This window comes from Neogemmobacter tilapiae, assembly GCF_014652215.1.
GTDB lineage: Bacteria > Pseudomonadota > Alphaproteobacteria > Rhodobacterales > Rhodobacteraceae > Neogemmobacter > Neogemmobacter tilapiae.
Genome location: NZ_BMYJ01000001.1, coordinates 297,577 through 311,203, shown reverse-complemented (window position 1 = coordinate 311,203; position 13,627 = coordinate 297,577). Strand labels below are relative to the sequence as shown.

Annotated in this window: 10 protein-coding genes; 3 read left to right on the top strand and 7 right to left on the bottom strand. The window is 60.6% G+C overall.

The features are described from left to right. The first annotated feature begins 62 nt into the window (after positions 1-62). Positions 63-857, top strand: coding sequence for a class II glutamine amidotransferase (locus tag IE095_RS01590; protein ID WP_189409735.1), 795 nt, complete (start codon positions 63-65; stop codon positions 855-857). Between the two features lie 26 nt (positions 858-883). On the opposite strand, the gene IE095_RS18535 is transcribed toward IE095_RS01590, so the two are convergent. Both IE095_RS18535 and IE095_RS01580 read right to left on the bottom strand, forming a co-directional pair. Further along, the gene (locus tag IE095_RS18535; protein ID WP_189409733.1) at positions 884-1,669 is read right to left on the bottom strand and encodes a calcium-binding protein; all 786 of its coding nucleotides are present in this window, start codon (positions 1,667-1,669) and stop codon (positions 884-886) included. A gap of 96 nt (positions 1,670-1,765) precedes the next feature. After that, positions 1,766-2,350, bottom strand: coding sequence for a flavin reductase family protein (locus IE095_RS01580; protein WP_189409731.1), 585 nt, complete (start codon positions 2,348-2,350; stop codon positions 1,766-1,768). A gap of 75 nt (positions 2,351-2,425) precedes the next feature. Here IE095_RS01580 and IE095_RS01575 point away from each other — a divergent pair, with 75 nt between their 5' ends. Next, a complete protein-coding gene (locus IE095_RS01575) occupies positions 2,426-2,914 on the top strand; it encodes a GNAT family N-acetyltransferase (protein ID WP_189409729.1) in 489 nt (162 codons plus the stop codon). Positions 2,915-2,970: 56 nt separating this feature from the next. Next, positions 2,971-3,738 (top strand): EcsC family protein, encoded by a 768-nt coding sequence (locus IE095_RS01570; RefSeq protein WP_189409728.1) that lies wholly within the window; start codon positions 2,971-2,973, stop codon positions 3,736-3,738. On the opposite strand, the gene ptsP is transcribed toward IE095_RS01570, so the two are convergent. The 5 genes from ptsP to IE095_RS01545 all read right to left on the bottom strand — a co-directional run bounded on the left by ptsP (position 3,735) and on the right by IE095_RS01545 (position 13,544). Then, positions 3,735-5,978, bottom strand: coding sequence for a phosphoenolpyruvate--protein phosphotransferase (gene ptsP / locus IE095_RS01565; protein WP_189409726.1), 2,244 nt, complete (start codon positions 5,976-5,978; stop codon positions 3,735-3,737). The two genes, IE095_RS01570 and ptsP, sit on opposite strands and share 4 nt — an antisense overlap. Before the next feature lie 76 nt (positions 5,979-6,054). After that, positions 6,055-8,772: a calcium-binding protein gene (locus IE095_RS01560; protein ID WP_189409724.1), complete on the bottom strand. Its 2,718-nt coding sequence runs from the start codon at positions 8,770-8,772 to the stop codon at positions 6,055-6,057. A 166-nt stretch (positions 8,773-8,938) separates the two neighbouring features. Beyond that, complete coding sequence (locus IE095_RS01555) at positions 8,939-10,189, bottom strand: aspartate kinase (protein ID WP_189409722.1); 1,251 nt, start codon at positions 10,187-10,189, stop codon at positions 8,939-8,941. A 70-nt stretch (positions 10,190-10,259) separates the two neighbouring features. Next, a complete protein-coding gene (locus IE095_RS01550) occupies positions 10,260-11,657 on the bottom strand; it encodes a calcium-binding protein (RefSeq protein WP_189409720.1) in 1,398 nt (465 codons plus the stop codon). Between the two features lie 102 nt (positions 11,658-11,759). Beyond that, positions 11,760-13,544: a calcium-binding protein gene (locus tag IE095_RS01545; protein ID WP_189409718.1), complete on the bottom strand. Its 1,785-nt coding sequence runs from the start codon at positions 13,542-13,544 to the stop codon at positions 11,760-11,762. Positions 13,545-13,627: the final 83 nt, after the last annotated feature.

Genomic DNA, 13,627 nt, shown 5'->3' with positions numbered 1-13,627 from the left:
ATATGGTAATCTGAAAAGAAAACCAAAGGGCAGGCGATGTTGAAGGTAAAGGGTGCGGTCTGATGTGCAGATGGGCCGCCTATATCGGGCAAGCGATTTTTCTTGAGGATGTGGTCAGCAGCCCCAGCCATTCGCTGATCCATCAAAGCCATTGCGCCACGCAATGCCATACCGCCACCAACGCCGATGGGTTTGGGGTGGCGTGGTATGGTGAAAGGCCCGAACCCGGGCTTTTCCGCGATGTCTTGCCCGCTTGGTCTGACCCCAACCTGCGCAGCCTGACGGCGCAGGTCAAATCGCATCTGTTTCTGGCGCATGTCCGCGCCTCAACCGGCACGGCCACCAGCCGGAACAATTGCCATCCCTTCACTGCGGGGCGTTGGGCTTTCATGCACAACGGGCAGGCGGGGGGATATGACGGGTTCCGCCGCGATGCCGATATGGCCATTCCGGACCATCTTTATGCCCAACGCAAAGGGGCGACGGACAGTGAGGCTTTGTTCCTTCTGGCGTTGGCCCAAGGTTTGGACGCCGACCCGCGCGCCGCGCTGGAACGGGCTGCGGCGCAGTTCATCGCCCTGTCCCGCGCCAAGGGCACCACACCACATCTGCGGCTGACGGCGGCCTTGGCCGATGGCGAAAGGCTTTACGCCGTGCGCTATGCCACCGATGAAAATGCGCCCACGCTTTATCACCGCTGGTCCGACAGTCGTCAGGGCAGGGCGGTGGTCTCTGAACCGCTGGACGCCGATGAATGTGGGTGGGAGGCGGTGCCAGCCGGCAGTTTCTGCACTTTTGAAGGTTCGGGTGTAAAGATCGAAACCTTCACCCCCGAACCCGTCGCTTTGGCCGCGTAGGATGGGCCATCGGCCCGTCGCTTGCGTCAGTTAAAGATGAAATCAGAGCTGCCGATCACATCGGAATCGGTGTTCAGCAACACGATTTTTGTGCTGCCAAAGGTCAGATGCGTATCCGCACCAACTTGCTTTTTCGTTATATTTCCGTCGTAGCCCTGAATCTCAATCTTGTCGCTGCCGTCCTGCCAGCCGCTGATCGTGTCACGGTCGCCGTTGTTTGTGAACACGAACCGATCTGCGCCTCCACCGCCGACAACGCGGTCATTGCCGGAACCGCCTGCGATCCAGTCGTTGCCTGCCCCACCCTTCAGCGTGTCATTGCCAGAATTTCCCAACAAGGTATCGTTTCCGTCACCGCCGTTCAACAAATCAGCCCCGGCCTTAGCGTCGAAGTAGTCAGCATAGCGCGACAGGATCACCTGATCATTGCCGCGATAGATGCTGGTCAGCACTTGATGATCATCCCCGGTGCCGCTCGTCTTCATCGCATTGTAAAACGCCACAGCGGAGAAGTTCGCGCCGGTCAAAGCCGCCGAATACTTTAGCGAACCGTCGTTGAAATACGACACCATCGCACCCAGCGTGCCGCCGGTGATGGCCCCGCCGCTGGTCGTGATGTTGTCGCCATAATAGACATCGCGCAGCTTGTAAGTGCCGCCATAGTTGAGCGTCAGCGCATCTTCGTAATACTGATCCAGAGGTGCGGCGCTATAGCCCTTTCTGCCCACGGTAAAACTTTCGGCGTCCAGATAGTCCTGCCGGAAATTCACCTCGTGCATGACATACCGATCATAGGTGCGAAACTTTGCCATCGTCTTGGTCCTTCGTTAACTTCTTTGGCCACCGATCTGGGCGCAAGGCCATTGCTATGCAATGACAGACCCCGGTTTAGGCCGTGTTACGGGCTATCAACGCTCATCCGGGCGGGGCAGTTCCACCAGATCGCGGATCACGGCGTAATCCATGTAACCCATCCGCGCCACGGGCCGGTATTTCCGCGCGTCCAGCCGCCCGTCGCTCAGGCAGTCGTCCCGCAGATGCACGCCCACCACCTGGCCCAGGATCAGAAAGTTGTTCTTGCCCGCCAATTCGATGATCTGCGTCATTCGGCATTCCAGCGCCGCAGGCGCATCTGCAACGCGCGGGCAGGCAATTGCTTGGCATTCCGCCATTGCGACATGGGCTAAAGCAAATTCATCCACCTCGGGCGCGACCGAGGCCGAGGTTTCGCTCATCGCGTGAAACTGGTCTTCACCCACGATGTTCACGCAAAAAACACCCGTCTCGCGGATGTTCCGCCAGCTGTCCTTGGCCCCGGTCGAGGCGAACATCACCTGCGGCGGCTCATAGGCGACAGCGTTGAAAAACGAATAGGGGGCTAGGTTTGCGCCGATGCTGCCGCGCGTCGAAATCCAGCCAATAGGCCGCGGGGCGACGATGGCGGTGAACGGGTTGCGGGGCAGGCCGTGGCCATCCTCGGGGCGATAGAACATGCGCGTTCCTTTCGGTTTGCCCAAGGGTTACGCCCATGTTACCCGAACCTCCACCCGATTCTGATGGGGGCCCGTTTGTATCAGCTGGAAGAAGAAACCGAGGCCGACTGGTGGGAGGTCGAGGCGCTGATGGACCTGTGCTTTGCACCGGGCCGAACCGCTTTGTCGTCCTATCGACTGCGCGATGGTGTGCCCACCGTCACCGAACTTTGTCTGGTCCTGCGCGATGAAACCGGCACTTTGGCTGCGGCGATCCGGTTTTGGCCGGTGCTGGTGGGCGGGCAGAAAACACTGCTGCTGGGCCCGGTGGCGGTGCACCCGACCCGACAGGGCGAAGGCTTGGGTGGCCTGTTGATCCGCGAAAGTTTGGGTGAGGCGCGGCGCTTGGGCTGGCAAAGGGTGATGCTGGTGGGCGATGCCCCCTATTACAGCCGCTTTGGCTTTCGCAAACTGACGGGGGTCGAGATGCCGCCGCCGACCAACCCGGATCGGATATTGGGCTTTGCACTGGCCCCCGGCGCCTGGGATAGCGTCACGGGTGCTGTGACCAAAGCGCAAGACTGACCCAATTTTCAACGGCCTGATCTTGTGCAGGGGCAGGGGGTTCCCATCTTTCCCTCATGGACCAGACACATCTTGCCTTGCCCGCCCATCACTATGACCCCGCCCTTGAAATCGAAGGGCTGGCGCAGCGTTACCGCCGGGCGAATGGCCCGATGATGCGGCTGGTCGGGCGCATGGGCAATGCGGTGGAAAAGCAGTTGGCTGTCCTGCCCGAAGGTGCCCGCAAACAGGTTGAGACGCTGGTGGCCGGCGCCTTGGAACAGGCCCATCGCGTGGCCTCGGCGGGGCGTCATGCGCCCAACTTGGGGCCAAAGGCCGCGCCCGCCCTTGCGGCCCTTTCAGGGGCTATTGGCGGCGCGGGGGGCTGGGTCACGGCCCTGCCGGAAATTCCGGTCAGCGTGACGCTGATCTTGCACGCCATCCGCCGTGCCGCCGAGGCGCAGGGTTTTGACCCCGACGATCCCGCCATCCGCGCCGAATGTCTGCGCGTGTTTTCGGCGGGCAGCCCGCTCGCGGCCGATGATGGTGTGAACAGCGCCTATCTGGGCGCAAGGCTCGCCCTGTCCGGCGGCACGGTGCAGAACATCATCGCTGCCGTCACCCCGCGGCTGGCCGCCGCCTTTGGCCAGAAACTGGCCGCCCAAGCTGTGCCCGTGATCGGCGCGGTGACAGGGGCGGCGCTGAACACCGCTTTCCTGAACTATTACCGCGAACTGGCCCATATCCGCTTTGCGCTGCTGCGGCTGGCCGAACAGCACGGCGCGGAGCGCGTCTTGCAAGACTTCCAGCGTGCCACCGGCACCCTGTCGATCAGCAAGGCCTAGACGGGCTGACCTGACAGCCAGTCCATCAGCGCAGGCCGCACGCTTTCGGCCCCGGCGTCCATCGCAGCTTCAATCACCCCACGCGCCTCGACCAGATTGATCTGCCGCAGCAAAGCCTTGACAGGCCCGACCGAGGCTGGGCGCATTGACAGACCCTTTATGCCCAAGGCGGCAAAGGCCAAAGCCTCCACCGGGCGGCCTGCATCCTCACCGCAGAAAGACAGCGAAACTTGGCTTTCCTCGCAGCGTTTCACCACCTTGCCCAAGAATGTCAGAAAGCTGCTGTTCAGCACATCATAGCGCCGCCGCACCCGTTCATTTTCCCGGTCCGCCGCAAAGAAGAACTGTTTCAGATCATTGCCGCCGATCGAAATGAAATCCACCTCGTCAAAGAAGGCCTTGGGCGCAAAGGCCAAGGACGGCGTTTCCAGCATCGCCCCAATCTCCAGCGTGGCAGGCACCGGATGGCCTAGGGCCATTTCCCTTTCGATCTGCTGATCGACAATGGCCCGTGCTTGCCGGAATTCCGACAGTTCGGAAATAAAGGGGAACATCACCGTCAGATGCCGCCCGTTCGCTGCCCGGATCAGCGCTTGCGCCTGCATCCGCAGGATGCCCGGCTTGTCCAAACCCACGCGGATCGCGCGCCAGCCCATGGCGGGGTTCGGTTCGTCCTGCGGCTTCATATAGGGCAGAACCTTGTCCGACCCGATGTCCAGCGTGCGAAAGGCCACGCGCTTGCCCTGGGCGGCGTCCATCACGCGGGCATAAAGCGCGGCCAGTTCATCGCGTTTCGGCATGTGGTTGCGCACGAGGAATTGCAATTCGGTGCGGAACAGGCCCACACCCTCGGCCCCGGACCCCGCAAGGCTGGGCAGATCGGCCATCAGCCCTGCGTTCATCATCAGATGCGTCACCGTGCCGCAGGTCGATTGCGCGGGCAGGTCGCGCAGGCCCGCGTAACGCTCCTGCGCCTTGGCTTGCATCGCAATCTTGTCGCGGAAGGCGCGGGCCACCGTTTCCTCGGGCCGCAGATGCACGATGCCCTGATCGCCATCGACCAGAATATGATCGCCGTTCAATGCCTCGGTCGTGATCCTTGCGGCATGGATCACCAGCGGAATCGCCAAAGCCCGCGCCACAATCGCCGCATGGCTGCCGACGGAGCCTTCCTCGAGCACCACACCTTTCAGCTTGCGCCCATAATCCAGCAACTCGGCAGGTCCGATGTTGCGGGCGACCAGAACCGGATTGTCGGGCATCTGCGCGCCGGTGTCGCTGCCTTGCCCGGTCAGAATGCGCAGCAGGCGGTTCGACAGATCGTCCAGATCATGCAGCCGTTCGCGCAAGTAAGGGTCGGCCACCTGTTCCAGCCGTGCACGGGCGCTGGATTGTTCCTTTTCCACCGCGGCTTCGGCGGAAAGGCCGTTCTGGATGTCTTCCTCCATCCGCCGCAACCAGCCGCGCGACTGGGCGAACATGCGGTAAGCCTCCAGCACCTGCTTCTGGTCCTTGTCCAGACTTTCAGCGGCCAAAAGATCATCGACCGAGACGCGCAATTGCGCCACCGCCTCGCGGATGCGTTCGATTTCGGTCAGGGGGTCATCCGCCACCGGATTCGTCACCACCACCCGCGCCTCGTGCAGCCAGACATGGCCTTCGGCGGAACCTTCCTGCCCCGTGCCGCCGCGCATCATCACCGGGCGGCGATGCATGGCCGATGGCCCTTCGCCCTCGGTCGCAAAGGCCCCCAGTTCGGTCATCTCGGCCAGAACCATCGCCACGACTTCCAGCGCGTAAACCTCGTCATCCGAAAATTCGCGCGCCTGTTTCGACTGGACAACCAGCACGCCCAGCCGTTCGCCAACCCGCTGGATCGGCACGCCCAGAAAGCTGGAGAAAATCTCTTCCCCGGTTTCCGGCATGAAGCGGAAACCCTTTTCGCCCGGCGCATTGCCAGTGTTGACGGGGGTCGCTGTTTTGGCCACTCGGCCCACCAAACCCTCGCCCAACCGCATCCGCGTTTTATGGACGGCTTCCTTTTTCAGCCCTTCGGTGGCGCAAAGTTCCAGCGTCTCCGCATCGCGGAACAGATAGATCGAGCAGACCTCGGACCGCATCGAATCGGCGATCAGATGGGTGATCCGGTCCAGCCTGTCCTGACTGCCCCCCGAAATGGCCAGACTATCGCGCAACCTGCGCAAAAGCTTGCGGCTGTCGCTTTCGCTGCGTTCGGCCATCATGTCCCCGTTGGTCTTGTTTCCCCCGTTAAATCACGGGGGAAACGCCAAGGGAAGCGGGCAGGGGCCCTGTTGACTAGAACAGGAAATCATCCGCCGTCAGTTTCACGTTGTTGTCGATGGTGATGGTCCAATCCACCTTGCCGTCGCCATTCACATCGCCCTGCAACAGGCCGGTCGCCTTTACATAGCGCACCTGATCCTGATCCTTGCTAAAGGCGCTGGCCCCGATGAATTCGCCCCCCTTCATAAAGGCACGCAGGTTGATCGTATCCGTCCCATGCTTAAAGTCCGTGATGTGATCGCCCTTAGCCTCGGCACTGCTCGCAAACAGGAAGACATCCTCGCCCGCGCCACCGCTTTGCAGATCCGCCCCAAGGCCGCCCGTCAGACGGTCATCATCGGCCCCGCCTTTCAGAGTGTCGCGCCCCGCGCCGCCCAGCAGGACATCATCGCCCGCACCGGCCGTCAGACTGTCGTTGCTATTGCCGCCGTCCAGCCTGTCGGCCAAGCCCTGCCCTTCGATCACGTCCTTGCCATCGCCGCCCAGCAGGGTGGCACGGCCTGCGCCGCCCAAAAGCAAATCATCGCCAGCCCCGCCATCCAGCGTGTGGTTACCCAGATTGCCATAAAGCTGGTTGGACTGTTCATCGCCGACAGCGGAAACATTGCCGCTGCCCAGCAGCCGAACGTCCTCAACGCCGACGTGATCCGCCAGATTGATGCTGATCGCCGTTTCGATGGTGTCGCGTGCGCCATCCGTACCGCTGTCGCTGACTGCATCGTCGGCGCTGTCCACGACATAACTGTCGGCTCCATTGCCACCATCCATCTGGTCATTGCCGCTGCCACCGTCCAGCCGGTCATCGCCATCGCCGCCGAACAGGCTGTCGTCGCCATCGCCCGCGTTCAGCGTGTCATTGTCAGTGCCGCCATAAAGAAGGTCGGCATCATTGCCGCTGTCCAGAGTATCGGCCCCAGCCTGACCCACCAGCGTATCCGCGCCATCGCCACCTTCCAGCGTGTCGTTGCCGTCACCGCCGTCCAGCGCGTCGTTGCCATCGTCACCCCGAAGGCTGTCGGCCCCTTCACCACCATACAGGCTGTCATGGTCGTTGCCGCCATAGATCAAGTCATTGCCAGCGCCGCCATAAAGCGTGTCGTCGCCGTCGTGCCCGTCCAGCGTGTCAAAGCCGTTGTCGCCCGAAAGGCTGTCCTGCCCGGTGCCGCCATAAACCCCGTCGTCGCCATTGCCGCCGAACAAAAGGTCGCTGCCATCATTGCCCGAAACAAAGTCATTGAAACCACCGCCCTGAACGGTATCGTCACCACTGCCGCCCACAAGCGTCGCGGGCCCACCCTCGCCCAGCAGGCTGTCATCGCCATCACCGCCGTCCATATAGTCGACGCCGCCACCGCTGTTCAGCGTGTCGTTGCCCGAGGCCCCGAAAAGCGTGTCGTCGCCCTGATCGCCCGACATAAGGTCGTGGCCGTCGCCGCCATGCAGGGAATCCGCCCCGTCGCCGCCAGACATCGTGTCCTGGCCCGCACCGCCGAAAAGGTCGTCAGCGCCACCGTCGCCGGTCATGCTGTCATTGCCACCCTGGCCATCCAGTTCATCATTGCCGTTGCCGCCATAGAGGCTGTCATCGCCAAACCCGGCATGGACCGAGTCATCCCCTTCGCCAGCCGTAATAAGGTCGTTGCCACTTTGCCCATTGAGGGAATCATTGTCCGCGCCGCCGCTTAGAATGTCGTCGCCGCTGCCACCGATCAGCGTGTCATTCCCCGCCTCGCCGGTAAGCTGGCTGATGTCGCTGCCCACTTGCAACAAATCATCGCCGTCCCCGCCATTCAGGATGTTGATGCCGGCTCCGCCGTAAAGTGAATCGTTGCCCGCACCGCCATAAAGCGTGTCCCAGCCATCGCCGCCATAAAGCGCGTCATCACCATCATCGCCAAACAGGCTGTCGTTGCCCTCGTCCCCCTCCAAACTGTCGTTGTCATCGCCGCCATACAGCGTGTCATTTGCGGAAAAGCCTTTCAGCGTGTCCTGACCATCGCCGCCATAGATCAGATCGCGGCCATCCAGTTCGGAAGAGACCGGGTAGTCGCCTTCCAGAACGTCATCCCCTTCACCGCCGAGAATCGTGTCGTCGCCATACATCCCGCGCAGCGTATCGTTGCCCGCGCCACCGTCGATGCTGTCATTTCCGCCAGTCGTATTGACATTGTCGGCGACAACGTTGTCATTGCCATCGCCCGCGCTGATGGTGTCATCGCCCAGCTCGCCATAGATCAGATCATTGCCCGAACCGCCGTCAATCAGATCATTGTCGTTTCCGCTGCGCAGTTCGTCGTGGCCATTGCCGCCATAAAGGCTGTCGGCACCTTCGGCGCTGAAAACCTTGTCATCGCCTTCACCACCATATTGTAGATCATCGCCAGCCCCGCTGCTGAGCGTATCGACGCCATCGCCGCCTGTCAGCGTGTCGTTGCCATCGGAACTGTAAATCTCGTCATTGCCCGCGCCGCCGTCGATCAGGTCGTGGTCTGCGCCGCCATAAAGGCTGTCGTCGCCATCTTCGCCATAAAGCGTATCATTCCCCTCGTCGCCATTGACGTAGTCATTGCCCGCCCCGCCAAGGACAGAATCGGCACCCGACCCGGCAATAACATAATCGGCCCCATCCAAGCCTTGGATCGTATCGTCACCCAAATAGCCATAGAAGGTGTCGGCATCATTCGTGCCAACCAGACTGTCGTTGCTGATCGAACCTTCAATATAAGCCATCTCAATCTCCATGGTTTGGGGACAGCCCCCTGAAACGTTTGCAGGGTTTATTCCGGGCGATTGGGACAAAACTGCGACGGATCCGTATACTGGCGACTGAAATGCATAAAAAAGCTGGCCTTCCTTTCAGGAAGGCCAGCGTAATAGTTACAACTGTGTTTAAGGCTTAGCCCACTTTGTCTAAGTCAAACGTATCGTGCAGGGCCTGCACGGCCAGTTCCATGTATTTCCGGTCGATCAGCACAGAAATTTTGATTTCCGAGGTCGTGATCACCTTGATGTTCACGTTTTCAGCGGCGAGCGCCTTGAACATCGTCGCGGCCACGCCTGCATGGCTGCGCATGCCAATTCCGACCACGGAAATCTTGGCGACATCGGCATCTTCCACCAGATCGGCATAGCTGATCGTGCCTGCTGCCTTCGCCTCTTCAATGGCTTTGCGCGCCCTCAGGACCTGGTTGGTCGGGCAAGAGAAGGTCATGTCGGTGGTCGGGCCGTTCGGGTCCATCTCCGAAATGTTCTGCACGATCATATCGACGTTCACCCCCGCCTCGGCCAAGGGGCCAAAGATCGCGGCGGCGATGCCGGGGCGGTCTTGCACGCCGACCAGCGTCATTTTCGCTTCATCGCGGCTATAGGCCACGCCCGAGACGACTTTCGATTCCATGATTTCATCCTCGTCGCAGACCAGCGTTCCAGAATTTTCGTCAGTATCCTCAAAAGAGGACAGCACCCGCAGCCGCACCTTATAGCGCATCGCCAGTTCGACCGAACGGGTTTGCAGAACCTTGGCGCCCAGCGAGGCCAGTTCCAGCATTTCCTCAAACGCGATCTTGTCCAGCTTGCGGGCCTTGTCGGTGATCCGCGGGTCGGTCGTGTAAACACCGTCCACATCGGTATAGATGTCGCAACGTTCCGCCCCAAAGGCCGCCGCAAAGGCCACTGCGGTCGTGTCCGAACCACCCCGGCCCAGCGTGGTGATCCGCCCCTCGGGCGAAACCCCTTGGAAGCCCGCGACGACGGCCACCTTGAAACCTTCAGCGAATTTCGCGTCCATATTCTCGCGCGGGATCGACACGAAACGCGCGCTGGAATGGGCGGATGTGGTGTTGATCGGCACCTGCCAACCCTGCCATGACCGCGCCGGAACGCCCATTTCCTGCAAGCGCAGCGCCATCAGCCCCGCCGTCACGTTTTCGCCCGAAGACACAACCGCATCATATTCGCGTGCGTCATACAGCTTCGACGTGCCTTCAACCCAGCCGACCAGCTCGTTCGTCTTGCCCGACATGGCCGAAACGATGACGATCACGTCATAGCCCCGCTCCACCTCGCGCTGCACTTTGCGGGCGGCATTTTCGATCCGCCCCAGGTCGGCCACCGATGTGCCGCCGAATTTCATCACCAGAAGTGGCATGTCCCGCCCCCGAAAACCGTCGCGGTTCTATGCGGGGGCGGGGCAGGGCGCAAGGGGCGGTGATGGATTTTTAGGCCATAAGGATTTGTAGATCGCTGCCGTTCAGATTGGCCTTGTTGTCCAGAATGATCGCCCAATCCGCCACACCATCGGCATCGACATCCCCCGTCAGACGGCCCAGCGCCTTTTGATAGCGGATTTCCTTGCCCCCATCGCTGCCCCCCGAAAAGGCATTGCCGCCGATAAAGCTGAAACCCAGCATGAAGGTGCCCAGATAGATCGTGTCATCCGCATGGTTGAAATCGGTGATGTGATCCGGGTTTGCTGGCGTTCCGGGGTGAGTGGCGGCCAGAAACAGGAAGCTGTCTTCCCCAACGCCACCCGTCAGCACGTTTAGTCCATCGCCCGCCATCAGCCGGTCTTGCCCGCCCGCACCTTCCAGAACCTGACGACCATTCCCGGCCTGAATTTCGTCATTGCCGTTTCCGCCATACAGCTCTTTCCGACCATTGCCGCCATAGATGATATCGTTGCCATCACCGCCATAGGCTCTTTCGGCCTGACCCGTGCCCAAAGACAGCACATCGCTTCCCGCCCCGCCGTTCAAAAGATCGCGCCCATCCCCTGCATAAAGTGAATCGTGGCCCTCATCCCCTGTCAGCGTGTCATTTCCGGTGTCCCCCAGCATTTCGTCGTTGCCAGCCCCCCCGACGATGCTGTCGTCGCCGTCATTGCCGCCCAGGTCATCGTCGCCGGAACCGCCGAACATGCGGTCGTTTCCGGACCAGCCATAGAAACTGTCCGTGCCACCGCCGCCATAGAAGCGGTCATCGCCTTCTTCGCCGCCGCCATTGTCGTTGCCCGAGCCACCATAGATCAGGTCATTGCCGAGATCGCCAGAAAGGTAGTCATGCCCCAAGCCGCCATAAATCGTATCCGGCCCGTCGCCGCCAAAGAAGCTGCCGTAAAGGGAATCGCTGCCGCGACCACCCCGCAGCACATCCCCGCTTTCGCCGCCGTAAAGAATGTCATCCTGCGTTCCGCCATCCAGCAGATCCTGACCAAGACCGCCATACATGGTATCCCGGCCCTCCATCCCGATCAGGCTATCTTGGCCTGCACCGCCATAAAGCCAGTCAATTCCCAGATTTCCGGTGATGCGATTGTTTAAGGAATTCCCGTAAAGAATTGATCCGCCTGTATAAGTCAGCTCCAGATCTTCGATGGATGCCCAGTTGTTCAGATCGAACAGCGCCAAGGCCACGCGCACCGTGTCATGTCCGCCGCTATCGAGAATAACATCCGTGCTGTCCGCCACAATGTACACATCATCGCCAAGGCCGCCGTTCATGGTGTCCGCCCCGCCCAAACCGCGCAGCGTGTCGTTACCCGCCAGGCCCTTCAGCAGATCGTCTTCGATCCCACCGTTCAGAACATTGTCACCCGCATTTCCCGTAATCGTTGCCATGTCAAATCCGCCTTGAATGAAAACACCGGAAAGCCCAAGGCTCCCCGGTGCGATCATAGTCCAAAAGGCCGTTTCCCGCCACCATTTCGGCGGCACAGCGCCCTATAGGAAAAAGTCGTTTGCCGCCAAATCAGCCTTGTTCAGGATTTGGATCGACCAATCCGCCTTGCCGTCACCATTTACATCGCCCTGCAAAAGACCGCTGGCCTGATTGTAACGAATTTCGCGTCCCTCGCCGCTGAACTGCGCCCCGTCGATGAAATCGGCGCCTTTCATGAACCGCATTTCGATATGGTCTGCCTTCGTGTTGAAATCGACGATCACATCACCTTTCGTATGGCCTGCGTTCTTGAACACAAAAACGTCTGCCCCACCGCGCCCTTCGATCCGGTCGCCGCCACCGCCGCCCTCCAGCCGGTTCATCGCCCCGTTCCCCAGCAGGGTTTCCCCCCGCGTTGAACCAAAAATGTTCAGGTTCTTGGTTTCAATCAGCCGGAAAATCTCAATATTCACATATTGTTGGGCGCGAATGTCGATTTTGTCGCTGTCCACCATATCGGTGCCTTGGTTGCGCTCTTCGACACAAATCGTCTTGCCACGGCCGATCCAATATTTGTCGTCACCATAGCCGCCGTAAAGCGTGTCGTTCCCGATACGACCGCCCAACAGATCGTTGCCGCCATGCCCGTAAATCAGATCGTTCCCATACTGGCCCAGCAGGTCGTCGTTGCCTTGCCCGCCATAAAGCGTGTCGTTGCCCCCACCGCCGTCCACAAAATCATCGCCATCCTCGCCATAGAACAGGTCATTGCCATCAAAGGCCATGGCCCGGTCATTGCCGGCCCCCCCATAGAAGGTTTCGGTGTCGTTGCCGCCGGTCATGCTGTCGTGGCCGGTCCCGCCCTCAAACAGGTTGCTGCCATCACCGCCGCTCATCGAGTCGTCGCCATCCCCACCCCGCAGGGTATCATTGCCCCCCCCCGTGGTCAGAAGGTCATTGCCGCCGCCTGCGTCCAGCAAGTTGCTGCCGTCCAGATCGGTCAGCGTATCGGCCGCCCCTTGGGCTGTCAGCGTGTCGTCGCCCAGCCCCCCGTCCAGAAGCGCGACACCCGTCCCACCGTTCAGCGTATCATTCCCCGCCCCACCGGTCAGCGTGTGCTGCCCCGCATTGCCAATCAGCAGGTTCGCCCCGCCATTGCCCAAAGCCCACAGATTAAGGTTGCCCAGCAGGGTGGCATTTTCGATGTTGGAATATTTCGTCAGGTCAATATTGACCTCTTCCGACAGGATCGTGTCGGTGCCCTCATTCGCGGCCTCATAGATGTTCATGCCTTTGGCGGTCAGCATATAGCCGTCATTGCCCTTGCCGCCCTTGGCCCAACCCTTGCCGCCGTTGGTGTTCAGCAGGTCATCGCCCATACCGCCATAAAGATACTCACCCGTTCCCGCCCCGATCAGCGTATCATTGCCATTGCCGCCGGACAGATAGGGCGTGCCATCCCAGCACCCTTCGACCGGGCCGGTATAGGCGTTGCGGATCAGAAGATCGTTGCCTTCCCCCCCCTCAACAACCATGCCGGTCATCGTATCGTTGCCGTTGCCGCCGTAGATAAAGGTCGCGCCGGTCCCGCTGATCAGATCCAGCCCGTCGCCACCATAGATTTCATCGGTGCCGCCGCCGGAATTGACCGTATCGTCGCCCGATCCAGCCTTGATCAGGTCATGTCCGGTGCCCGACGTGACCGTATCGTTTCCGTCGCCCGCATCGATGCAATTGTTTCCATTGCCGGCGTTAATCGTATCGTTTCCGCCATAGCTGTAGATTTGATCGCTATAGCTGGTGCCGGTGATGCTGTCGCCGTTCGCCGTGCCGTAAAAATTGGCCATCGAAAATCCTCCAATCGCAAGATGTTTTGTTGCCCTGATTTTAACGGATGTCGCGGGCGAAGTCGCGAAAATTGGGGCATAAA

Coding starts and splice junctions, on each gene's coding strand:
- IE095_RS01590 (WP_189409735.1), top strand. CDS start 63: ATGTGCAGATGGGCCGCCTATATCGGGCAAGCGATTTTTCTTGAGGAT.
- IE095_RS18535 (WP_189409733.1), bottom strand. CDS start 1,669: ATGGCAAAGTTTCGCACCTATGATCGGTATGTCATGCACGAGGTGAAT.
- IE095_RS01580 (WP_189409731.1), bottom strand. CDS start 2,350: ATGTTCTATCGCCCCGAGGATGGCCACGGCCTGCCCCGCAACCCGTTC.
- IE095_RS01570 (WP_189409728.1), top strand. CDS start 2,971: ATGGACCAGACACATCTTGCCTTGCCCGCCCATCACTATGACCCCGCC.
- ptsP (WP_189409726.1), bottom strand. CDS start 5,978: ATGGCCGAACGCAGCGAAAGCGACAGCCGCAAGCTTTTGCGCAGGTTG.
- IE095_RS01560 (WP_189409724.1), bottom strand. CDS start 8,772: ATGGCTTATATTGAAGGTTCGATCAGCAACGACAGTCTGGTTGGCACG.
- IE095_RS01555 (WP_189409722.1), bottom strand. CDS start 10,189: ATGCCACTTCTGGTGATGAAATTCGGCGGCACATCGGTGGCCGACCTG.
- IE095_RS01550 (WP_189409720.1), bottom strand. CDS start 11,657: ATGGCAACGATTACGGGAAATGCGGGTGACAATGTTCTGAACGGTGGG.
- IE095_RS01545 (WP_189409718.1), bottom strand. CDS start 13,544: ATGGCCAATTTTTACGGCACGGCGAACGGCGACAGCATCACCGGCACC.